The sequence below is a fragment of the Trichocoleus sp. FACHB-6 genome, assembly GCF_014695815.1.
In the GTDB taxonomy this organism is placed as follows: Bacteria; Cyanobacteriota; Cyanobacteriia; order Cyanobacteriales; family FACHB-T130; genus Funiculus; species Funiculus sociatus.
On record NZ_JACJOY010000063.1, the window covers coordinates 19,815 to 44,160 of the forward strand.

The 24,346-nt window shown below is 46.6% G+C and carries 16 protein-coding genes; 7 read left to right on the plus strand and 9 right to left on the minus strand.

Going from position 1 to position 24,346, the window contains the following annotated elements:
• The first annotated feature begins 524 nt into the window (after positions 1-524).
• The 3 genes from H6F66_RS12045 to H6F66_RS12055 all read left to right on the plus strand — a co-directional run bounded on the left by H6F66_RS12045 (position 525) and on the right by H6F66_RS12055 (position 5,703).
• Positions 525-3,143 (plus strand): M1 family metallopeptidase, encoded by a 2,619-nt coding sequence (locus H6F66_RS12045; RefSeq protein ID WP_190421469.1) that lies wholly within the window; start codon positions 525-527, stop codon positions 3,141-3,143.
• A gap of 408 nt (positions 3,144-3,551) precedes the next feature.
• Positions 3,552-5,264, plus strand: a complete 1,713-nt coding sequence (locus tag H6F66_RS12050; protein WP_190421471.1) for an AarF/UbiB family protein — start codon at positions 3,552-3,554, stop codon at positions 5,262-5,264.
• A 67-nt stretch (positions 5,265-5,331) separates the two neighbouring features.
• Positions 5,332-5,703 carry a hypothetical protein gene (locus H6F66_RS12055; protein ID WP_190421474.1) on the plus strand — a complete coding sequence of 124 codons (372 nt, stop codon included), beginning with the start codon at positions 5,332-5,334 and terminating at the stop codon, positions 5,701-5,703.
• Between the two features lie 163 nt (positions 5,704-5,866).
• Here H6F66_RS12055 and H6F66_RS12060 read toward each other — a convergent pair whose 3' ends face one another.
• The 3 genes from H6F66_RS12060 to H6F66_RS12070 form a co-directional block, all read right to left on the minus strand.
• Positions 5,867-6,565: a hypothetical protein gene (locus tag H6F66_RS12060; protein WP_190421476.1), complete on the minus strand. Its 699-nt coding sequence runs from the start codon at positions 6,563-6,565 to the stop codon at positions 5,867-5,869.
• A gap of 215 nt (positions 6,566-6,780) precedes the next feature.
• Positions 6,781-7,359 (minus strand): guanylate kinase, encoded by a 579-nt coding sequence (gene gmk / locus H6F66_RS12065; RefSeq protein WP_347269372.1) that lies wholly within the window; start codon positions 7,357-7,359, stop codon positions 6,781-6,783.
• Positions 7,360-7,528: 169 nt separating this feature from the next.
• The gene (locus H6F66_RS12070; RefSeq protein WP_190421478.1) at positions 7,529-7,792 is read right to left on the minus strand and encodes a DUF370 domain-containing protein; all 264 of its coding nucleotides are present in this window, start codon (positions 7,790-7,792) and stop codon (positions 7,529-7,531) included.
• Positions 7,793-8,065: 273 nt separating this feature from the next.
• Here H6F66_RS12070 and H6F66_RS12075 point away from each other — a divergent pair, with 273 nt between their 5' ends.
• Positions 8,066-9,874 (plus strand): NFACT RNA binding domain-containing protein, encoded by a 1,809-nt coding sequence (locus H6F66_RS12075; RefSeq protein ID WP_190421480.1) that lies wholly within the window; start codon positions 8,066-8,068, stop codon positions 9,872-9,874.
• Positions 9,875-10,222: 348 nt separating this feature from the next.
• On the opposite strand, the gene H6F66_RS12080 is transcribed toward H6F66_RS12075, so the two are convergent.
• Positions 10,223-10,453, minus strand: a complete 231-nt coding sequence (locus H6F66_RS12080) for a hypothetical protein (protein ID WP_190421482.1) — start codon at positions 10,451-10,453, stop codon at positions 10,223-10,225.
• A gap of 141 nt (positions 10,454-10,594) precedes the next feature.
• Between H6F66_RS12080 and H6F66_RS12085 the strand changes: the two genes are divergently transcribed.
• Both H6F66_RS12085 and H6F66_RS12090 read left to right on the plus strand, forming a co-directional pair.
• Positions 10,595-12,919 carry a CBS domain-containing protein gene (locus H6F66_RS12085; RefSeq protein ID WP_190421490.1) on the plus strand — a complete coding sequence of 775 codons (2,325 nt, stop codon included), beginning with the start codon at positions 10,595-10,597 and terminating at the stop codon, positions 12,917-12,919.
• Between the two features lie 569 nt (positions 12,920-13,488).
• Entirely contained in the window at positions 13,489-14,682 is a 1,194-nt protein-coding gene (locus H6F66_RS12090) for an HhoA/HhoB/HtrA family serine endopeptidase (protein ID WP_190421492.1), read from the plus strand.
• A 190-nt stretch (positions 14,683-14,872) separates the two neighbouring features.
• Here the strand turns inward: H6F66_RS12090 and speA are convergent, their stop codons facing one another.
• The gene (speA, locus tag H6F66_RS12095) at positions 14,873-16,906 is read right to left on the minus strand and encodes a biosynthetic arginine decarboxylase (RefSeq protein ID WP_190421494.1); all 2,034 of its coding nucleotides are present in this window, start codon (positions 16,904-16,906) and stop codon (positions 14,873-14,875) included.
• 309 nt (positions 16,907-17,215) lie between these two features.
• Here speA and H6F66_RS12100 point away from each other — a divergent pair, with 309 nt between their 5' ends.
• Complete coding sequence (locus H6F66_RS12100) at positions 17,216-17,938, plus strand: hypothetical protein (RefSeq protein ID WP_190421496.1); 723 nt, start codon at positions 17,216-17,218, stop codon at positions 17,936-17,938.
• 95 nt (positions 17,939-18,033) lie between these two features.
• Here the strand turns inward: H6F66_RS12100 and H6F66_RS12105 are convergent, their stop codons facing one another.
• The 4 genes from H6F66_RS12105 to H6F66_RS12120 form a co-directional block, all read right to left on the minus strand.
• Entirely contained in the window at positions 18,034-20,541 is a 2,508-nt protein-coding gene (locus tag H6F66_RS12105; protein ID WP_199295510.1) for a CHAT domain-containing protein, read from the minus strand.
• A 452-nt stretch (positions 20,542-20,993) separates the two neighbouring features.
• Positions 20,994-21,224 (minus strand): DUF5818 domain-containing protein, encoded by a 231-nt coding sequence (locus H6F66_RS12110; protein WP_190421498.1) that lies wholly within the window; start codon positions 21,222-21,224, stop codon positions 20,994-20,996.
• Positions 21,221-23,068, minus strand: coding sequence for a S8 family peptidase (locus H6F66_RS12115; RefSeq protein ID WP_190421508.1), 1,848 nt, complete (start codon positions 23,066-23,068; stop codon positions 21,221-21,223). Before H6F66_RS12115 ends, H6F66_RS12110 begins: the two co-directional genes overlap by 4 nt.
• A 568-nt stretch (positions 23,069-23,636) precedes the next feature.
• Complete coding sequence (locus tag H6F66_RS12120) at positions 23,637-23,840, minus strand: hypothetical protein (RefSeq protein ID WP_190421500.1); 204 nt, start codon at positions 23,838-23,840, stop codon at positions 23,637-23,639.
• Positions 23,841-24,346 lie beyond the last annotated feature (506 nt).

Genomic DNA, 24,346 nt, shown 5'->3' on the forward strand with positions numbered 1-24,346 from the left:
GCCAGTGATGGTATTGGGATATTCTCATTCCAATTCTTTGGCAGCCCAATTGGTAATTTTACTTATGCACTATTTCCCATTAAATTATTTTTTATGGGAGTGTCCTAGGGCTACTTCAATGCGATTAGAAGAAACTCCGCAAATGGAATTATTAAGTTTAAATAAAATCAGAGGAGCGGGAGTAAATTGCCATTGTTAATTGGAATAGAAGTCAAGACAGTTGAGTTGCGTGCGATTTCACGAGGCGAACCCCCAACCTCCGATAAATTGGAGAGGATTGAGCAATGTGGAGATACCGTTAAATATCCTTTTTAAGAGAGGCTCCAAGCAATAAAATTGCTTAAAAAGTGGAGTAAAAGCAATTCTATCGCTGAAAAAGCAGTCCAATGATGAAAAATCCCCTGTAGTGCATGGAATCCTAAGTACAATCGCGGGAAAGGCGCTAATGTGGAAAATATACTTCAATGGCTTTGTTTAAGGGGTTGTAGCCATACCCCTATTGTCTCAAGGGCGCGATCGCGAACATGAATTTCCAGCTTAGTTTTGATTCCGACAATACACGTCATAAATCCTTTGAGTTACCGGGTGCTAGACCCCACTACAACCCAGACCGACCCGGACAAGTTGAACATATTTTTCTGGATTTAGCCCTCGACATTCCCAATCAAAGCGTCGTCGGCACTTGCACCATCACATTATCCCCTGTGCGGAGTGGGATTGACCGTTTAACTTTGGATGCCGTTAACCTAAATATTCATTCAGTGGAGGTTGACGAATCGCCGCAAACGTTTGACTATGATGGCAACGAGCTGCATATTCAGATGCAGACACCTACGGAAATGGGAAAATCGGTAAAGGTAGCGATCGCTTACTCGGTCGAAAAACCCCAACGCGGCATCTACTTCATCACCCCCAACAAACATTATCCCCACAAACCGACGCAAGTCTGGACGCAAGGAGAAGATGAAGACTCCCGCTTCTGGTTCCCCTGCTTTGATTATCCGGGACAGTTGGCAACTTCAGAAATTCGCGTCAAAATTCCCAAACCTCTGATCGCTATTTCCAATGGAGAATTGATCGAAACAAAGGAAGATGGCGAAAGCAAAATTTACCACTGGTTACAGCAGCAAGTTCATCCCTCCTACTTGATAACTTTAGCTGTAGGTGACTTTGCGGAAATTAAGGATGAATGGAATGGCAAACCCGTAACATATTATGTGGAGAAAAATCGGGAACAAGATGCCCGCCGCAGCATGGGCAAAACTCCCCGGATGATTGAATTTTTCAGCGAAAAATTTGGCTATCCCTATCCTTTTCCTAAATACGCCCAAGTCTGCGTTGATGACTTCATTTTTGGCGGTATGGAGAACACTTCTACCACCCTGCTAACTGACCGCTGCTTGTTAGATGAACGGGCATCTTTAGATAATCGCCTTACTGAAAGTTTAGTTGCTCACGAACTCGCTCACCAGTGGTTCGGGGATTTAGTGGTTATCAAGCACTGGTCTCATGCTTGGATTAAAGAAGGCATGGCATCTTATTCAGAAGTGCTGTGGACAGACGAAGAATATGGAGCGCAAGATGCAGCCTATTATCTATTAAATGAAGCTCGTAGCTACATTTCAGAAGATAGCAGCCGCTACCGTCGTCCAATTGTAACTCATGTTTACCGGGAAGCAATTGAATTGTACGACAGGCACCTTTACGAAAAAGGCGCTTGCGTTTATCACATGATTCGGACAGAGTTGGGAGACGAGCTATTTTTTAAGGCAATTCATACGTTTGTTCAGGATAACGCCCACCAAACAGTCGAAACAGTTGACTTGCTAAGAGCCATTGAAAAAGCTACCGGACGCAACTTATTATTTCTATTCGACCAGTACGTTTATCGCGGCGGTCATCCAGATTTCAAAGTTGCTTATGTTTGGGATGCTGACAGCAAGTTAGCAAAAATTACAGTTACGCAAACTCAAGCTGCAAGTGATAATAACGGCAGCAAAAGCGAGTTATTTGACTTGAAAATTCCGATTGCCTTCGGTTATAGTCAGCAAGAGGACGCTGACCCCGACAAGCAAAATCCAAAATCAAAGATTTTCAAGGTTCGGGTAAATGAGCGGGAACAAAGTTTTTACTTCCCCTTAGAAAAGAAACCCGAATATGTAAGCTTTGATGTGGGAAATAATTTCCTGAAAACTGTGTCTTTAGAGTACCCAGTTGCCGAACTCAAAGCACAACTGCAATTCGATCCCGATCCGGTTTCTCGCATTTACGCTGCTGAGGCGTTGGCAAAAAAAGGTGGATTAGAGGTGGTAAAGGCTCTTGCTGCTGCTTTGCGGAATGACTCTTGCTGGGGAGTTCGGGCGGAAGTTGCCAAACAACTCTCTGAAGTTAAACTCGATCAGTCGTTTGATGCTTTAGTTGTCGGGTTGCAAGATAAAGAGGCTTTAGTACGTCGTGCAGTGGTGCAAGCACTAGCTCAAATCAAGACGCAAGAAAGCTATAAAGCACTGAAACCACTGCTGGAAAAAGGAGATGCCAGCTACTATGTGGAAGCTGCCGCAGCTAACGCGATCGCGGGAATTGGAGCAGCCCACTTGGACGAAAAGCCCAAGCAAGAAAAGGTACTGAAACTGCTGCACTGGGTACTGAAGGAAAAAGCTGGTTGGAATGAGGTTGTTAGGACGGGCGCGATCGCAGGTTTATCTCAACTCAAAACTTCACCAGAAGCTTTGGATCTGATTTTAGAATATACCGCGCCCGGAGTTCCGCAGGCTTTGCGCCTTGCAGCCATTCGCGCACTAGGAGGCATTTCTACAGGTCAGAATAATGTCAACCTGGAACGGATTCTAGAGCAATTAAGCAAACTTTCTAAAGAAACGTTTTTCTTAACGCAAGTTTCAGTTGCTATAGCACTGGGACAGATGGAGACTCCGAAAGCGATCGCGATTTTACAAAGTCTTGCCGATCAAACTCCCGATGGGCGAGTTCGTCGTATCGCTGAGGAAGCAGTTGAACGGGTGCAAAAAAACGTTGGTTCCGATCAAGCTATCAAACAATTGCGAGAGGAACTCGATCAGTTGAAAAAGCAAAATCAGGAGCTAAAAAGTCGCATGGAAAACCTAGAAGCCAAGTCCAGCAGCTAGTCTGAAGCCCGAACGTGTTGACCCCTCCCCATGTCGGGGAGGGTAAAAATTCTCCTGAATTTCCCCCTTTGAGCAAAAAAGTTTTTCCCCTGCAATCTTGGAGCTGGGGATTGGGGATTGGGGATTGAGAATTGGGGATTGGGAAAAAGTTTTACCTAGTCCCCAGCCCCCAGTCCCAGTCCCCAGTCCCCAGCCCAGGATATTGATCCCCGATGGTGTCTGTATTTTTGTATACTATAGTTAATAAAACGTTAAAAAACTGGTAAAAAACAATGTATAAAGTTACGAGAGATTGCGGAAGGAATCTCTGGAAATAAGTGTTATTTGATTGATCAAGTTAAAAAGTGGCTTTACTACTACCAAGCCGCTACTTACTAATAAGTTTTGTTTTGAGAGGCAGACACAAGCGTGAATCGGTATCCACTCGTCCAGTCTGGGGGCTACGATCCAAAAGCGATCGCCCAATACTACCTTTATCGTCCTTGGCTAGTTATCTGGCGTGGCATCAACATTATTTTGTCCTTTGCGAGATTCTTTATCGGGTTAAAGTGGGATGAATTGTGGAATGTAGAGATGCGACAAGTCGCATCTAAACACGCCACCGAACTGCGGGAAATACTAACCCGCCTCGGCCCTACATTTATTAAAGTCGGTCAAGCCCTCTCCACGCGCCCTGACCTAATAAGGAAAGACTTTTTAGAAGAACTCATCAAACTACAGGATCAACTGCCGTCGTTTGATAATGCGATCGCCTTCAATATCATCGAGACAGAGCTAGACCGCTCCATAGAAGAGATATTTAGCGAAATCTCCCCAGATCCTCTAGCCGCAGCCAGCCTAGCACAAGTATATAAAGCCCGTCTCCACACTGGCGAAGAAGTAGCAGTCAAGGTGCAACGCCCCAACTTGCTACCAACCATTACCCTAGACTTGTACTTAATGCGGTGGGCTGCTGGTTGGGTAGCTCCCTGGCTTCCCCTAAATTTAGGGCATGACCTGCGCTTAATTGTCGATGAGTTCGGCACCAAGTTATTTGAAGAAGTTGATTACCTCAACGAAGGACGCAACGCCGAAAAATTCGCCACAAACTTCCGCGACGATCCCACCGTCAAAGTTCCAGCAATTTACTGGCGATACACCAGCAACCGCGTTCTTATCTTAGAGTGGATTCACGGCTTCAAGCTGACAGATACTGAGCGGATCAAAGCAGCAGGTTTGAACACAGATAGCCTGATTGAAATTGGCGTAACATCAGGACTGCGACAGCTGCTAGAACACGGCTTTTTCCACGCCGATCCTCATCCAGGCAACCTGTTTGCCATGCCAGACGGGCGCATGGCATTCATTGACTTTGGCATGATGGATCAGATGGAGGAGCATACCAAAGAAAACCTCGTCAGCGCCGTAGTTCACCTAATCAACAAAGACTACATCGAGTTAGCCAAAGACTTTGTGAAGCTAGGCTTTTTGACACCAGAGACAAACATTATTCCCATCATTCCGGCGCTGGAAACCGTGCTGGATCAAGCGATAGGCGAAAGTGTGCGAGACTTCAACTTCAAGACAGTTACAGACAAGTTCTCGGAACTGATGTATGAATATCCGTTCCGCGTCCCCGCAAAATTTGCCTTGATTATTCGTTCTCTGGTGACGCAAGAGGGATTAGCTTTAAGCTTGAATCCGAATTTCAAAATCGTCGAAGTTGGCTATCCCTATGTGGCGCGGCGTTTACTCACCGGGGAAACTCCCGAAATGCGGCGGCGGTTGATTGAGGTGCTGTTCAAAGATGGTAAATTCCAGTGGCAGCGATTGGAAAATATGATTGCGATCGCCCGCAGTGATGATAATTTCGATCTATTACCCACAGCACAACTCGGTTTACAGTTTATCCTTTCTGAAGAAGGTCAGTTTCTGCGACGGCAATTACTGATAGCTTTAACAGAAGATGACCGCCTTCATACCGAGGAAGTCCGACGCCTCTGGAATCTGGTTAAAGACGACCTGAAACCAGCACGGTTGTTCAATGTGGCATTGGGAGCCTTAACTGAACTCTCCACCGAGGGAGTCGCAGCGCTTTTGCCCACTGTTTCCACATTCTCTGCTTTTCAACACAAATCTTGAAGCTAATAGCTAATGGCTTTTAATAATTAGCTATTAGCTATTAGCCATTAACCATTAGGAGTTATTAGTGTATTACTTTCCAGACCCGCCGTATTTTTTACTCGTTGTTGGTTTATTCGCTGGACTAACCTCTGGCGCTGCTTTTGAAGCCACCCTGAAACAACAAGTGCGGGAGTGGGCAAAAAACCGCTCCACCCGCACCCTAGCACAAATGCAAGGTATGCAGTTACAACTGCCGTTTCTGGGAATTTGTGCGGGTGTCTGCGTATTTCTTGTGGCTGGATTAGAGATTTTTGGCTTTCCCGGCTCGCTGGCTTGTGGGGTTGCTGTGCCACTCACTTTATTTATCGGCTTCTTGATTTGGGGACAACTCAAGAACCTTTTGTTAATGCTAGAACGGGGTGGTTCGCGAGCGCTCGATTTGGACGTTTGGGAATAAGTCATTAGTTAGTTGTAGGTTGAGTTTTGTAACCTCAATCACCTTACAACTCTCTTGAAAAAGCAGCACAGGAGTAGTCTAACCTTACTCTCTACGCTCTAAAAAACAAGCCCGGTATCACTACCGGGCTTTGCTTTATCAGCAACAAGAATTAGCCTAATTGTTAGTAGACATCAACATAGTCCCAACCATCAACATAACCTAATGTCCCTGGTGTTGACCCAGGCACAGTAATTTTGTACCACTTATTGTTCCACTGGTTGTTATCTACAGCAAAGTTCAACTTGGTGCCAATAGGTACAGTTTTGATAATTTGGCCACTGCATGGCGATCTGCGAAGATTTACAGGTGACTTAACTACATGAGCCGTTCCCGGAGCCAGTGGGTTAACAATCATCCAGCCTTGAAGACGACCGCTTGCACAGACATTGGCGGAAGTATAACCGTAGGTAACGCGAACCCAAGTATAACCATTGCCTTGCTGAGTGCCTCCGCTAGGATCGTTTAAAACATCGGCTCCCGGTCGAGCGACGCGCAAGATACGGCAGCTGGTGCTGGGACAAGAGCGGATATTAACGGTACTCAACACGTTATAAACCCGACCATCATCTGTCGCTGTCCCTGGCACACCTGCACCGAGTGCGTTTGCTGTACCTACTCTAGCTTTTATGGATTGGCGGACGGTATCGGCTTCACTAACCGCACCTCCTGCTTGCTCTGGTGCGACAGTTCTGGGAGCAAACTTATTACCTGCGTTAGATGGTTCGGCTAAATTTTGGGGAACGGCAACACTTAGTGTAATTCCTAATAGAGTAAAAGCTGTTAAGCCAGCGCCAATTTTTTTGAGAGTTCCTAGTTGCATAGCAGTTTTGTGTCCTTTAATTCAGTCTGCGAGTGTCTTTTTCTCGGCATGATATTAGACACAAATACACAAACAAATTTTTCGTAATACAAGACAGTGTGCAACAGTAAATCACCCGAAAGGGTGATTCTTTATAAAGAAAGGAACATTTAAAGAGACAGGCAGATCGCTGTGCTACCTAAAGCGTGAACCTTCGCGTTGTGGGCGTAAAAAAATCAACAGTTTGCTGTGGTAAAAATAGCGTCTTCAATCGCTTGAAGAGCATCTTTCAAGTCATCGTTGACGATTTGAATATCAAACTCACTGGCGGCGGCAATTTCTGCTTGAGCGTGACTGAGACGGCGGGCGATCGCTACCTCAGAATCCTGTCCCCGGCCTCGTATCCGGTTTTCTAGCTCGCTTACAGAAGGAGGCATGATAAAGATCCGCAATGCCTCTGGGAAATTTTTCCTGATCTGCCGCGCCCCTTCGAGTTCAATTTCTAAAATCACCCACTGTCCTTGCTGAATGTGTTCCTTCACCCGGCGTTTGGGAGTGCCATAATAATTTCCGGCAAACTCAGCCCATTCGAGCAGTTCACCAGCTGTTACCATTTCCTCAAACTGGTTGCGGCTGACAAAATAATAATTTTTACCGTCAATCTCCCCAGGACGGGGGGAGCGAGTGGTGACCGATACAGAAAAATATAGTTCTGGATGACGCGCTAGAAGCGATCGCAGCAGCGTGCCTTTGCCTACTCCACTCGGCCCTGTCAAAACAATCAGTCTCCCTTTTCCCATACTCTTCTGACTCATGCAACAAACTGTAGACTTTCTACTTTAAAACATTGAATTGAGACTTTGGACTATAGGAACTATATATTTCCTTCGTCTCTCAATAAGAAAGCTTTCAGGCGATCCCCCACGAAAGGAGCGCAGCAAAAATTATTCATTTTTGCCTTTTACATGATTGCCTTTTTAGTCTTTAGTTGTTGGCGCTACCGTCTTTGCCGATAACGAAGCGATGGGCAACAGTTTCCGGCTGAATAGCGGAGAGAATGACGTGGCTAGAATCAGTAATAATTACTGCTCTGGTACGACGCCCGTAAGTGGCATCAATCAGCTGGCCTCGATCCCTGGCATCGGTAATGATCCGTTTGATCGGGGCAGATTCTGGACTGACAATGGCAACAACTCGGTTTGCAGACACAATGTTACCAAAACCGATGTTGATTAGCTGGATGTCCATAAAAAACTAACGGCATAGCCGCATAAAAAGCTTCATAGAGTCTAGTTCCCATGTTATCTACAATAATATTGACTTACAAGCTTAAAATCCACGAAAAACCCCGTTTTTAGGTACTAACTGCTTTTTTTTACCTTTCAGTTCTTTTTAACTCTTCCAAAAGAAATAGATAAAAATAGCGGTTCCATGTGAATTGCTTCCAGATCAGGTGACTTAGTTAGCAAGGATAGAAGTAAACTAATTGTGAGCTTGTAACAATAAAAACTACGTTCTCTCGTGCAACTTGTTGACTTTACTACCCTAACTGGTGCTTGTTGCGAACTGCGCGATGAATGGATACCAGCGCGCACCGAACAGGTTTATCAGCGCGATCGCTTTACAATATCTCTAGCACTGCGAACCTTGAAGCGACGGGGTTGGCTGACAATTTGTTGGCATCCGCAAGCGGCGAGAGTTTGTATAGGAAATCCACCGCCCCGGACACCGGATACATTTACCTTCAGCGACCAGCTGCGACATCAACTGGGAGGATTTGCCTTGGTGGCAATTGAAGCGATCGCGCCTTGGGAGCGAGTGCTAGACTTGCAATTTGCCAAACGTCCCGGAGACCCGGTATTCTGGCACCTGTACGTCGAAGTTATAGGCAAATACAGCAACGTTATCCTCACAGGTGCAGACAACCTAATTGTCACTGTCGCCCATCAAGTTAGCAGCCAGCAGTCCAGCGTCCGTCCTATCCAAACCGGACAACCTTACGAAGTACCCCCAGCGCTCACCAACACTACTCCCAGTTTGAGAGAATCCCAAGAGCGCTGGCAAGAGCGAGTCAGTCTTGTACCAGGAACGCTGCGGCGGAACTTACTGAAAAACTACCGGGGTTTAAGTCCAGCGCTGGTGGTATCAATGGCACAAGCCGCAGGCCTAGATTCAGAGGCTACCACCGATAGCTTGATATCATCCGACTGGGATAAATTATTTCAAAAATGGCAAGAGTGGCTGCAAGTAGTTGAACTGGGGACTGGGGAAGAGGGGAACCGAGGTAGAGGGGAACAAGGAGAGAAGGAAGAAAAAGCGTTGTCCTCCGTGTCCCCACTCAAGAGCCAGTTTCATCCCGGCTTTACACCAGAGGGTTATAACGTCTTAGGTTGGGGTATTATCAAGCCTGCCTCATCAGTCCAAGAATTACTCAACCGCTACTACACCGACCAACTAAATCAACAAGAATTTAACCAGATCCGCCATCAGTTAAGTCAGAAACTCAATAACATTCTGCAAAAATTGCGTCAGAAGGCTTCTACCTTCAAAGAACGCTTGCAGCAATCAGACCAAGCAGACCAGTACCGAGAACAAGCAGACTTGCTGATGGCTTACCTCCAAGACTGGGAACCAGGGATGAAGGCGATCGCACTCAACGATTTTGAAACAGATAAGCCAGTCACAATTCCCCTAGATCCAGAAAAAAACGCTGTCCAAAATGCCCAATCCCTCTACAAGCGACACCAGAAACTGAAACGCGCTCGTACAGCCGTTGAACCTTTACTCCAACAGGTGCAAGAGGAAATTGACTACCTGGAGCAAGTGGAAGCAACGCTCACCCAGCTTGATGCTTACGACGACCCCGAAGATTTACAAACGCTCTTAGAAATCCGCGATGAACTGATTGGGCAGAAATATCTAGAAGATCCAGACAACCGCAGCCGTAGGGATGAGGAAGCGAGTCACCCATACAATTACCAGACACCAAGCGGCTTTGAATTACTAATTGGGCGCAACAACCGCCAGAACGATCAGCTAACTTTTCGCATGGCTGGAGATTATGACCTCTGGTTCCACACTCAGGAAATTCCCGGAAGTCATGGCTTGCTGCGCGTCGCACCGGGGGAAGTCCCTGACGAAGCCGATTTGCAATTTGCCGCCGACTTAATTTCTTACTACAGCCGCGCCAGACAAAGTGACCAGGTTCCAGTGGTCTACACTCAACCCAAACACGTCTACAAGCCTAAAGGTGCTAAACCTGGGATTGCGATTTATAAGCATGAGCGCATCATTTGGGGTCGTCCTCAGAAAGCCGTCAACTATCTTTAGTGTGAAGATTTCAACAAAATGTAAATTTTTATGATCCAAAGTTTGTATTTCCTGTTACAGTAAATATTAAGAAATCTTTTAGGCTGGCGGTTGGGAACGCGCAGGTTAGGATTTCCTCAGATCAACGACAACAGAATCAACGAGTTTTTTGCGCCAGCTGTGGTAACAGCTGGTCTTTTTTATTAGGTAGAGATAAATATCTATTGAAACATTAAATTTATCAATTAAAAACCCAATTAGTTTTCCGGCTTTTCGCCTTTTTGAGCTTTTCACTCGTTCGCGCCAGCAGCAGATGGTATGGGTACGGTTGTTGCGCCCCATAACCAGCTTGATCATCAAGCCTAACAACTAAAAATGGACGCGATCGCTATTGTTGAGAATATTACGCGATCGCCGCTCTGGGTATCCCCTCTTTTCCCTATTCACCTTTTTCCTATGCCATCGCCATAGCCTTACTTGAGCGCGGGCTGTAACAATTAACTTGCTAAAAATAACCAATACGGAGGGAAAACTGCTTTTTCCCTCCGTATTGGCTTTTTTAGCTTCCTCAGTCTTGCCCTGTCTAAACTTCAGCAGCAAATAAACATGAGAGTATGTAATAATTTATGACGCTAAAGTAATGATTTATTGCACCCAACTAAGAATAACAACAAATTTGGCTGTATCCTAGCTTACAATTGCCAACAGAACCCCTGTGGAAATTACTGGCTGGGTTTATATATGCACCTAAACGGTTTGCCTATTCCTTCACTATCTCTAGAGCCTGCCATTGAGCGTCAACCTCTAACCGTTGCGCCTGACACACTTCTAGTCGATGTTCTCGCGCTCATGAGTCAGTTAAGGAGTAGTTGTGTGCTACCCAACAGGATAGAAACAGATGCCAATGACGTTTCAAAAGATCTCATAGGGAGGAATTATCAGAGAAGTGTCGCATCGTCCACCTCTGTGTTTCCAGAAAGGGAAAGTGTTCTTGACACCGCCGATTCTTCGGGTTGTTACGTATTGGTCATAGAAGGTACGCAGCTAGTGGGAGTATTCACAGAGCGGGATATAGTCCGACTGACTGCTGCTGGAACTTCCCTAATAAACGTCAAAATTGGCGATATAGTAACAAAAACAGCGATTACACTGAGAAAATCGGAAGCTCAGGATGTTTTCACTGCCCTTTCTTTATTTCGTCAGCATCGGATTCGCCACTTGCCAATAATGGACGATAACGATCAAATTGTTGGGGTAGTGACAAACGACAGTATTCGGAAAGCACTGCAACCCGTCAATCTCCTGACGCGATTGCGATATGTCTCCGATGTGATGACATCTAAAGTCGTTCATGCACCTTTAACCGCTTCTGTTCTAGATTTAGCCCAGCTCATGGCTCAGCAGCTAGTCAGCTGTGTAGTTATTACACAACAGGGACAGGGGGCTGGGGACAAGGGACTGGGTAAGAGTCCTTGCAATTCCCAATCCCCAATCCCCAATCCCCAACCCCTAGTCCCAGTGGGAATCGTTACAGAGCGAGACGTTGTGCAGTTCCAGGCGTTAGAGCTGGACTTGTCAAAAACGCAGGCTCAAGATGTAATGAGTACGCCCTTGTTTTGCTTGCGTCCCTCAGATTCCCTATGGGATGCCCATCAAGAAATGCAACGGCGGCGTGTGCGGCGTTTGGTTGTAAGTAGCGATCGCGGACAACTACTAGGCATCGTTTCCCAAACCAGTTTGCTGCAAGTGCTGAACCCAGCAGATATGTATAATGTCATCGAAGTATTGCAGCAAGCAGTAGAGGAACGAACTACCGCATTAAGAAACAGCAACGAGCGACTGCGTTCTGAGATTGCTGAACGCAAACGAGCAGAGAAGGCATTGCAGCAAGCACATGATGATTTAAAAATACAGATAGAAGAACAAACTGCCGAACTCAATAAAGCCAATGCTCTCCTCAAACAAGACATTATTGAGCGCGTCTCAGTAGAAGCGGCATTGCGGCAATCAGAAGCGCAATTAAAACAACAAGCCCAGCATTTACAACAAACTCTTGACAAATTGCAAAAAACGCAAGCCCAGCTAATTCAAACAGAAAAGATGTCAAGTCTGGGGCAGCTAGTTGCTGGTGTTGCTCATGAAATCAACAACCCCATCAATTTTATCTATGGCAATCTCAACTACGCAGATAAATATGTCCAAGATTTGCTGAAGCTGCTGCAACTCTTTAGCAAGCACTATCCCCAGCCAACATCTGATATTCAGCGCCTTACTGAAGAAATTGACCTAGATTTTCTCAGTACAGACCTTCCGAAACTGTTAGCTTCGATGAAAGTGGGAGCGAACCGTATCCGGGATTTGGTGCTGTCACTGCGGAACTTCTCTCGATTAGATGAGAGTCTATTAAAATCTGTTAACATTCACGAGGGGCTAGATAGTACCCTTTTGATATTACAAAATCAGCTAGAAGCAAGAACAGGGCGTTTTGGAATTAGAGTCATTAAAGAGTACGGCAACCTGCCTCTTGTAGAGTGTTTAGGGGGTCAGCTTAATCAGGTATTTATGAATATACTGAGTAATGCGATTGATGCCTTGAAAATGCGGAGCGGAGAATTTGAAATTCCCTCTGGGGATAAGGGGCGATGGGAAATCAAGGATGGCGAGGAAAGTACCAATTACCAATTACCTACTATTCGGATTCGCACCGAAGTAGTAGACAAAAATCAAGTGGCGATTTGCATTGCAGACAATGGCATTGGTATGACAGAGGCAATCAGTCGTCAAATGTTTGACCCTTTCTTCACAACGAAACCTGTAGGCAAAGGCACTGGGTTAGGATTGTCAATTAGCTATCAAATTATTGTGGAAAAACACGGCGGTCAGCTTCAGTGTAATTCTGCGCTTGGTCATGGAACAGAGTTTATAATTCAAATTCCGATTAGACAGCAATCTCACGTCAAACCGGTTTATCCAAATCGACGATTAAAACCTACTATTGAACGAAACGAAACACAGAAAATACACGAGAATGAGTGTGTTTGTGAGGGATTAAAAAGGCAAAATTAAAAATTAATAAAAAACATTCTATATGAGCTGAATCTTTGGTGCTGGGGGCGATCGCATTCTGCCGTGAGAAATAACCCAAAAAAATGCGCGATCGCTAATTTATTGTTTCTACAATTTCAATGGTAAATTGGTTACTCAATTTTATTTAGCAATTCAAGAGTTGAGTGCGATACGTCTATAAGGACATGGCATTACTATGTCTTGACTAAGGTGGCGAAAAGAAAACAATCGCGATATATTCCACCCGACTGAGAAACCCTATATTTCTACAGCCGTCTTATTTAATTTGTAACCTTTAGCCCTTTTAGCCCGTCGCTCTCGTGAGGAGACGCTACGAACGAAAAAATATTTTATAACTTCTGCAAGGATAGAGACAACTTCCCAACCTGCGAATTTTGTAGCGTCTGTCCTGGCTTAACAAGTGTGTCATTCTCTTTTGCAGCCTAGATATGCCCATAATCTCTGAGCTACTACAGAAACCGTATTCAGTCTATTTGCTGCTGCGGTGAAGAACTTTTTTGATTACAGTGGGATTATCTACTGTATTGCTGTCGTTCAGCGCAAAGAATATGAGTTTACTTGCCAAGCAGCTGACCACTTATCTCGCTTTGTTGGCTATCGGCGGTGGTGCAGGAATATATGCCAGTCGCTATTTTAATGCTGACGAAACTCGCGTTAGTAGCGGACAGCAGCAAATATTTCCCCCAGCGGTACAACAAATATCTCCAGGGCGCGGGTCGTCCCAAGATAACCTGAACTTTATTGCTGAAGCTGTAGAAAAAGTCGGCCCTGCGGTGGTCAGGATAGATTCGGCTCGTACCGTGTCCCAGCAAGTTCCGGATGCTTTCAGAAACCCCTTTTTCCGACGCTTTTTTGGCAACGAAATGCCAATTCCCCCAGAAGACCGAATTGAGCGGGGTACGGGTTCTGGATTCATTCTTAGCTCAGATGGCCGCTTGATGACAAATGCTCATGTTGTCGCTGGGGCAGATACAGTTAAGGTGACGCTCAAGGATGGCCGGATTTTGAATGGTCGTGTAGTGGGGACAGATCCAGTTACTGATGTGGCTGTGGTCAAAATTGATGCTAATAAGTTGCCGTGGGTACGGCTGGGAGATTCGGAAAATTTGATACCAGGTCAGTGGGCGATCGCTATTGGCAATCCCCTCGGACTAGATAACACTGTAACTGTAGGCATCGTCAGCGCTACAGGTCGTTCCAGTTTACAGGTGGGTGTCCCTGATAAGCGAGTAAGATTTATTCAAACTGATGCGGCAATTAACCCCGGAAACTCCGGCGGCCCGTTATTAAACGCTCGTGGCGAAGTCATTGGCATCAACACAGCAATTCGGGCAAATGCTCAGGGACTCGGTTTTGCTATCCCGATTGAAACTGCTTCGCGAGTCGGTAATCAGCTATTTAGCCAAGGTCGTGCTGAACATCCCTATTTGGGAATTCAAATGGTGACGATTACCCCAGACGTGAAAGAAGAAATTAACAAAAGTCCGGAAGTACAATTTAAACTCACTCAGGACAAAGGCGTTTTAATCGTGCGAGTCGTCAAAAACTCACCAGCAGACCGCGCTGGCTTACGTGAAGGAGATGTTATTAAAAGAATTAGCGGTCAACAAGTCAATAGTGCCGATCAAGTACAGGAACGGGTAGAAGCTAGTTCAGTTGGTGGCAAGCTGGAAGTAGAAATCAATCGCAACGGTCAAAACCAGAATGTCCAAGTCCAACCCGGTGCTTTCCCTGTTGAGTAGTTTTACGCTGACGATTTTCCCTCACTTGACATCTAACCCAAATTCCGCACCTTCAATTGTCTTATGTGACAACTGGGGGTGCGGAATATAGGTAATAGGGCATTTGTTTGGTTTCGCGGTTGCACGAGGCCCAACCTACTAGGGCTTACTTGTCTACGATATTAAAGGGCTTTGACATTGCCCCTGCTACTTACGACGACAGATAAGTGTACCGACTCAGACTCTGCTCGTAGTTTTGCAGTAAGCGCTGGGATTCTTGTATAGTAATCCGCTTGTCTAGTAGCGCCTGTTCGCATAGACGGCGAATCTGCTCAATCAAATCTTCAGAGTCGTACTGCACGTAACCCAACACTTCCGTCATCGTGTCTCCCTTGACTACGTGTTCAATTTTGTAGGCTTTGGGTGTCAGCTGAATGTGGACAGCGTTGGTGTCGCCAAACAAATTATGCAAATTGCCCATAATTTCCTGGTAAGCGCCATTCAGGAACATTCCCAGGTAGTAGGGTTCTCCCGGCTTTAGGTTGTGCAGCTCTAGAACTGACTTTACATCCCGCAGGTCAATAAAGCGGTCGATTTTGCCGTCGCTGTCGCAGGTGAGGTCTGCCAGAATCGCTCGCCGCGTGGGTTCTTCATCTAACCGATGAATTGGCATGATGGGGAATAACTGGTCAATTGCCCAACAATCCGGCGCAGATTGGAATACAGACAGATTGATGTAGTAGATGCTCGCCATGATTTTTTCCAGGTCTTCCAGTTCGTCAGGAACGTATTCCTGCTTTCTGGTAATCGCCAGAATTTTCTCGCAACAAGCCCAGTAAAGCCGTTCAGCTCTGGCTCGTTCGGTCAGGCGTAAAATCCCCAAATTAAAGCGGCTGATGGCTTCTTCTTTGAATTGAGCCGCGTCGTGATACAGTTCTTGAAAGTTTTCCTCGTTGATGGATTGGTAGGTTTCCCAGAGGTAACGAATAATGGCTGATTCGCCTTCTTGTGGGGGTTCGGGTGCGCCAGAGGGGACATCACTGGTGCCAAGAACATCAAAAATCAACACTGACTGATGGGAAGCGATCGCTCTGCCACTTTCACTAATCAGCGTTGGAACTGGCAAATTGTGTTCCGCGCAAGCTTCCTTCAACTCTGCCACGATATCGTTGGCATAGTTCTGCATATTGTAATTTTTGGAAGCGTAGAAGTTGGTTTGAGAACCATCGTAGTCCACTCCCAAACCACCGCCGACATCGAGATATTTCATGTCAGCTCCCAGATGGGCTAACTCGACGTAAATCTTGCTAGCTTCCTGAATTGCGTCTTTGATCACGTTAATAGCAGAAATTTGCGAACCAATGTGGAAGTGTAACAGCTGCAAACATCCCAGCAGATCGGCATCTCGTAACTCTTGTACCGCCTGGATAATTTCTGGAATCGTGAGTCCAAATTTAGCGCGATCGCCTGTAGAACTTCCCCAGCGTCCCACACCTTGGGTAGAGAGCTTAGCCCGGATACCCAAAATCGGTTTGATTCCTAACTGGCGACTAGCTTCAATACACAGCTGCACTTCTTCAATCTGCTCTAGCACAATCAGCGGCGTTTGTCCCAGTCTTGAAGCCAACATCGCAGTTTCGATGTATTCCCGGTCTTTGTAGCCATTGCAGATCAACAGCGCTCCCGGCGTATCCAACAATGCCAAAGCAATCATCATTTCTGGCTTAGAGCCAGCTTCCAAACCGAACTGATGCGGCTTGCCAAACCGCACCAGATCCTCAAGCAAGTGTCGCTGCTGGTTACACTTGACAGGGTACACCCCTTTATAAGCACCGGGATAGTTGTAACGAGCGATCGCTTTAGCAAAGCAAGCATTCAATCGCTCGATCCGGTCTTCCAAAATATCAGAAAAGCGAATCAGCAATGGCAGTCCCAGATTACGCAACTTGAGGGCGTTAACCAGTTCAAATAAGTCTAAAGATCCACCGCGTTCCCCTTTGGGAGAAACCGTGACATGACCCGCTGCATTAATCGAGAAATACGGTTGACCCCAGCCTTCAATCCGGTATAAATTCTCACTATTTTCTATTGCCCAGGATTTAGGCGAGTCTTCGCGGGTCGTCCGCGACAAACTCATTTGAGGTTGTTTAACAATTGCCGATGCACGGTCATTTGATAACTTGTCCGTGTTGACTTCATCGGTTTGTGAATGTTCTGGAATTGCAGAAGTGACTTGCTCACCCATTTTCTTTCTAACCTCGCTATACCCTGTCGAGTAGCTAGTCTATCGTATCCTGCAAGATTAAACTGCCATTTTGTACCCAGCCTGTATCTGTGGTTGGATGTCTAATAAACTCACCTCTATTGTTAACAAAATTTGCTGTAGGAGATTGGGGACTGGGGACTAGAGACTAGGGAATGGGTAAGATTCTTCCCAATTCCCAATTCCCAATCCCTTCTTTTTGCAATTTGCCACTGCTAAGTTATACCTGTTGTTCTAAACTTTGATATAAACTACCCAATGTTAGTCAGTTGTGCCAGTTGAGGGCGTTCAATGCTCAATCAGCCCGATAAGCCTCATAGACAGCGCCTCAGTGTTCATTTTCTGCACCAGATGCTCTACAACTACCCACTTGCCTTCTGGGGTGGCTTGTGGGCATCGGTAGTGGTAATTGGTGCAATAGCAGCGCTGGGTCTGGTCAGTACCGGCCCAATCAAGGAAGAGAAGCCTGTACTTGTTGATCCTGTACCTGCTCAAACAACGCTTCCGGAATCCTCAACGCCTCTACCCAGCTTGAGCCCGACTGAGGACTCCCAGACCGCCCTACCCGGCTTCACGGCGGTTCCAGAACCGGAAGTGGAAGCTCCAAAGAAAGAGAAAGTGCCTTCTTGGTTGTATGCTGCGATCGCGTTCGGCTTTTGTGGCGGTTCTCTTTTGATAGCGCTGAACGTAAATCGTACATCTCGGCGTAAATCGCTCAAACGTCCAAGGGCAGGTACAAAACCCGTCCCTAGTTCTAGTGTCGGCAAAAAGCGAATTGCTAAGAGCAACACCGCAACGCTGGCGCGCCCAATGCAACGCCGTCCCATGTTGCAAAATCAACCATCTGTAGATGGGATTCAAGTAGCGCCCATCCCAAGGACTGCATCCGCAAGGAGTGAAGTAACAGTGGTGCCTGCGGAGGAGAATCATCCTCTAGATTGGGGCGAGGAAAGTTTGGCAGAAGTTATGGATCTGCGAAAGCGGCAGCCTCTTGCAGCACTGCTAAAAAAGTAAAAAAAGAAGGGACTGGGAAATGGGGACTGGAGAATAGGGACTGGGTAAGATTTCTTCCAATTCCCAATTCCCAATAAAAATTCAAGAGGCAATTTTTAATTTTTATTGGCTTTTTGCCAATCTTGAATTATTTTTTCTGACCAGAGCCAGTTTTTACTAAGCGCCTCTGGTTGAAAATTAACGGGATCGTCTGTCATCACCTTTTGGCGAAGTTTTTTAGACTCGTCCAAAAGTTTTGTCCGCTTATCATCTGGCTGAGTTTTCGCCAATTCCTTCAGTCCCAGTGCTAAGCCAGCATAGGTAGTCAAGGTGTTTTGATTGGGCTTGTTTTCTCCAGTTAAATATAAAGCATCAAACAAAACCTCATTAGCACGCTTGAAATTGCCTTCAGCATAGTAAGCGAAACCCAAAGCATTGAGGTAGGCGATAGATTTGGGTTGTTTTTTGACAGCTACCTCCCAAAAACGACGGGCATCATCTAGACTGTAATCCTTGTTGCCAGTTTGAATAGATTGCCACGCCAAACGCCCTCTCAAGAAACTAATCGCAGCGTCATCAATTTGCTGGCGAGAAACAGTATCTAGCGCTCCTTTGGCTTGCTGCAATGCTCCTCGGTTGAGCAATTCTTCTACAGCAGGAACTGCGGCGGCTAAGTTATTTTGACCGAACTGTTCAATTGCGGCAACTGTGACTGTGGAGGTGTTGGCTGTTTTCAAATCAACAGCTTTGAGATTTGAACTGGGTAGCTGGGTAACTGGCAAAGAGCTTCTTTGGGATTCTAAAAGTTCTCCAGGTTGGGGCGGGCGACTTTGGAAGAACCAGTATCCTAAAAGCGCGATCGCTACCGCCGATCCTAACGCCCCCAACACGGCTGGAACGACTTTAACCCGTTGTCTCCCGCCCTCACCACGTCTCCAGAAGGGGGTTGGTGGCCTTACGGCACCAGAATATCCTAGTAGCGATGTCTCCGACACCGAATTCTTAGTAGGGGCTGACTGGGCAGTAGGGGTAGGCTGATTGGAGACTGGGGGCTGAGGGCTGGGGATTGGGGGTTGGGACACAGAGGGATGGAAAACTACATTGTCTCCCCCGCTCTGAGTCTCCCCAGCTGGCGTTCCCGGTTCAGGGTTGAGCTGGCGCAGCAAATCCGCGACTAGGGCGATGTCGTCCTCGTCGCCAGCATCGTCATATAGATCGTCAACCGGATCTGCCCAGTCTGGTTCGTCATACTCATCGTATAAATCATCATCCTTGGGCGGTAGATTTGAATTGTTGTCGGGGGTTAGGGAACCGGATCTAGACACAGGCGGGGCAACAAATGTAGCTTCTTCTTCCCCGGTGAGTGTACCAAGAATTCCCGCCCAAGGAAGGTCTGTACCAGCAGCGTCAGTCAACTGGAGGCGTTCGGCTCCCGCATTCATGGCGTGATGGGCTGGTGTCAAGTAACCGTCAAATTCCGGGTGCAGATAAAGGATGGGTAAAGCCCAGTAAAGCTGGCGAGAACCATAAGTAGATATTAAATTCTGCCGCGCTCGACTCAAGCTCAGGTCTATGGGATAACCTTGATTCAAATTGCTGTAAAACCGGCGCGCCAGCGTCAAAGCTACCCGATCGGGAATCCGTTCTGCCATCGCCAGGACGCTCTTAATTCCGCGCTTAACCAAAGCGTCTGCCAGGTTTCGCTCTGCTGCGCCATCGCTGGAATTTGACATAGCGGTATGAGCGCCGCGACAAGAGTTAAATACTGCCAGTTGAACGCCGTTATTTACCAGCAACCCAGCTAGGTCATCACCGCTTAAAGTCTCCGTTAAGCCAGTTTTGCGACTAACCAGGTAAAGAGCGCCGCCATCTGCGCCTTGGTCGCTATGCCCTGCGTAGTGAAAAACTTGATACTGACCTTGTTCTAGCTCGTGCGTCAGTTGTTCTGAGCCTGGTTGATCCAAAACAGTGAGCTGAATTTCTGGCAAGCCATTATGAGAGCGTTTACTGAGTTCTGCTTGCAGATGGCTTGCTTCTTGTTTAAGATCCAAACTTTCCTGGTCAGTCGGGGCAGCGATCGCCATTAATATTTTTATTGGTTGATTTGCCTGGGAAGCCCCTGATAAAGCGGCACTTCTCAACCTGGTATTCACCTGATAACGGGAGAAGGCAACATCTGTACCCGTTGCCAATGGGCGCTCGCCATCGTGCAGCACTTCCCAAGGTAGGCTGAGTAAGCGGGGGTCTTTGAGTCCCAGCCGCAACCGCAGCACCTCTTGTCGATGTTGCGCGATCGCTTGGGCAATCATCCAACTATCTCGCAGCGTACCTTGAAACAACGCCTCGTAAAGCTGCTGGCCCAAAGCCACCAGGTTTAGAGAAGATTGATTTGCCTGTGTGTTGTTCGATGCCGATCGAGAAGTGTCGCCTGGAGACAAAACCATCAACAACGGGTCATTCATCAAGTGCTTGGCATCGGCCAACCACCCCTCCACCTGCCACGTCACTTGCTCCTCGGCCAATGGCACAGCACCGGGTGTACCAACACATTCTGTCCGCACCCAATATTTATTTTCCCCTAAGGGATTTACAGAGATGTGAAATTCCTGAGCCACTGCTACCATGCACTCCTGCTTCAGTTAGAACATCTGTCTGCTCTCTTTTTGGAGGAGGAGTAATTTGTCCCCTCTTTTCCTAGATAGATTTAATTTACTTAAAGTTTCCATAATTTGCAGTTTCGCCTTCTCTGATGGTACATACCTGGTGAAGCGAACGAGAGAAGGATAAAAGACTTTTTATTTCTAAGCTCTGCCTAGAAACGTAATTCTTGGAGGCTCTGCCTCCCCTAACGATAGACGGAGTAGTAGTTTAAGTGAGGCGGTCGCCTCACAGCTGACATTCCCTAGAACAAAAAAATTTTCCTGGGATTTCTCCGGATAAGTGGTGTAAGCCAGAGAAAAGTAGATTGGTAGATGCACCCTGATTGACATCCCCTGGCTCACCGGTTTGAGCCGGGGATTTTTTTTCAAGGTCAGGATGGCTAACCAGAATACAATTAGCCATCCTGACCTTAGCCTTAGTCCGAACTCAGTTGCTCAAAAGAGTTGACTTCCAGAACCGGGCCAATCATGGCGAAAGTCATCACATCTTTTTTGACTTCACCTTTGACTTTTACTTTCAGTCCCGATTTGCGTAACTCTTCCGGGGGTTTCTGGAGTTCGTAGGTTTCGCCATCGTCGGTGACTAATGCCCAGGTTCCAGGGCCGAGTCCTTTGCGTTCGATGGTGCCTGTTACTGAAATGCTCATGCCGTTTGTTTCTCTCCTTGAGAGGCTAGATAGGCGAGTCCGTAACACAGAAGGGCGTTGGTAATCAGGAAGGTGCGAGCGATCGCGCCCTCACCCAACCACAATACCGCCGGATCTACTACGGCGCTCACCACTAAACAGGATGCCACACCGACCGCTGAACCGATAGCAAACCACTTCCAGCTGCGGTGTCCCAGTAGCAGTGCTACTAAAATAAAGGGAATTAACACGCTGGCAAAGATCGGATTCAATAAACCGCTTCCTTGAACTGCACTTCCCAACTCAGGAATCGAACTACCCATGACGCGGAAAGGCCACTGAGGAAGATCGAAAATATAGAACCCCCGCAGGAAAAACAAGCCAGAACTCCCAGCAAGTAACCCACTGGCAAGCGACCAACTCCAACCGAAGGGGAAATAATTCCGCAAGAACCAAGCTAGGAGATAGGAACCCAGTACCATCGCCACTTTAGGCAACAGTGCCACAGCACCGCCATCAATCCAGAAGCGAGGATTGAGATAGCCATTGTCCCGCAGCCAGCGGAAGAAATCACGGAAGGTAATTTGTCCGCGCAGGGCAAGTTTTACAGCAGCACCAGCATCCAAATGGCCAGCACCGTAGTAGTTGAGTCCGTCATCCTGAACTGCCCGTGCTGACTCCTTAAGAACTTTCTCAATGTCATCTGGTTCTGTCACGCCAGCGGCTTTGATTAAAGCTGCAACTCCGGCTACGTGGGGAGATGCCATGCTGGTGCCTTGGAAGGCGGCAAAGACGGGGATTAAATTATCATTTTCGTCATAGCCGATGGTTTCTTGCAGAATTCCACCAGCTGCTGAATCTCCCTCTCCTTGCATTGCTCCACCGGGGGCGGAGATATCCACACCAGCACCGTAGCTGGAGTAGAAGGCTTTTTCCCCAGATGAATCAATGGCGGAAACACCGATGACGTGGGGATATCGAGCTGGATAGGAGGCAGAGTTCTCGTTAGAGTTGCCTGCTGCGGCGATGATGACGACACCTTTGCTGTGGGCGTAGTTAATCGCTTCTTGCATCATTTGGCTTTCACCGCCACCACCGAGGCTCATGTTAATTACATCAGCACCGTTATCCGCGGCAAATTTAATTGCTTCGGAAATGTCGGCAACTGTTCCGCCGCCACTGGAACTCAAAACCTTGAGGGGCATGAGGCTGGCTTCGTAGGCAACACCGGCGACACCGTAGTTGTTATTAGTAGATTGAGCTACTGTTCCAGCTACGTGGGTGCCGTGTCCGTTGTCGTCGTCTGCTTCTACTTTGTCGCTTACGAAGTCGTAGCCTTTGACAAATTTGGTATCTTTCAAGTCAGGAACTTGGCTGATTCCGGTGTCAATTACGGCAACTGTAATGCCTGCGCCTTTGGTTTCGTCCCAGGCTGGTTCAATGCTGACGTTACGCAGGTTCCACTGCTTGCCGTATAAGGGATCGTTAGCTCCTCTAAAGGCAGGCTGCGCCTCATCCTTGCTGGATGAGAATGCCCGGTAATTGGAGTTGCCGGGAGCTTCCGGCAACTTATACATATAATTCGGCTCGATGTATTCTGTCAGTTTGACTAGGCCGGATTTTCTCAAGGCTTTCAGGGTAGTGCGATCGCCTTTGACGATATACACATTATCCGCCTGGGAGAATTCGCTGTTTAGCTGTGCGCCGAGCGATCGCACCTGCTCCTGCCGCACCTCGGCTGGCACGTCCTCGCGGAAGTCCAGCACAATCGTCTCAAATTCTCCCTGAGCTGCCAATCCCTTGAAGTTAAACAGGGCAAATCCTAGCCCTAATAAAAACAAGCACGCTATCAAAAGCTTTCTCATAACCACCGTCTCGCGATCGCCAGTTTTCTCCCCACGATAACTCATGCCTCTAGCAGATGGTATATTTATTTTTTTATTATTTTTTAGTTTTGAGATTTATATAACTCTCATGTTGATGTGCTTTTTTATCGGCTTGTCTCCCTCTCTCCAAGCAAAGCAGCTGTTCTTTAACGCCTCCCTGCACCTTGGCTAATCTCTGGACTGCCATAATCGGCCGGTTCGTAGTTCTGAAATTCTATAATATTGTGCTGTTTTACTAGGGAAAATACCATTTTCATATTAATCATTTGCATCATAATAATTAAAATAACTATAGTTATAATTTTTAGGAAACACCCCATCACATCCCCTTGATAGTAGGTAACTTCTGCACTTTCAAATTGTTGAAAGGTAAAAAGCTTTTTGTTAGTTTGAATATTTTTTAAGGAATATGTTCCATAAGTTTTTCTCAGTGGTAATTAAGAAAAATTAACTTTTATAAATGAACAATTATTTGGCATTGTCAACTATCCAAAGTATGAGAAGCATTTTGCTAAAATATAAATGCCTGGTAAAGTTACACTCGGTTTTAATCGACAATTCTCAGTCTGCCAAGCTTCACAGCAACGAACATTTTGTCGATTAGAGTTTTCTCCAGGTCGCTGATGGAATCCTTGGATAGCAGCACTGACATGAGTAGATGCTGATCCATGCGGGAAATTCTACGAAAGGTAAATATCTGATGAATCACTTGTTCAATAGTGAACTGGGTTAGGTCAATTTGAGATTGCATCCTGATTCGTAAAATTCGATATTCTTAATATGAAGCTTTTATAAAGAACATCAAGTGATAGAAACCTGTAGCAAGATGTGACATTTTAGATGTAAATTTTTGATTGAAATCCCAAAGTTTAAGCGATCGCGTTGGCTAAGAGATTGTGACTACCTCTTACTGTCCCAAGTGATCCGGGTCACATTTGACTCTAGGGAAACCGGTTGTCTTCCTAAATTTTTCAGATAGCCTTAAGCCTCAACCCTTTACCTGGCAAAGGATTTGGATAATTTTATCCTCGTTCCCAGTCAGAAAATGGGAACGCCGATCGGCGGTGAAAAGGAAACAGAGAATCTGAGGCGGCCGCCTTAGTGTAGGCATTCCCAGCCAGAAACTCCTAACGAGAGACAACCCTTGGTTGACTGACAAAACTGCTTAGGGGTGAAACGTAAATCAGGAGGGAAGCAGAGCTTGATTTAGGCTAGTAAGTAACTACACAAATCAGTCAAATCAATGGCTCATACTTC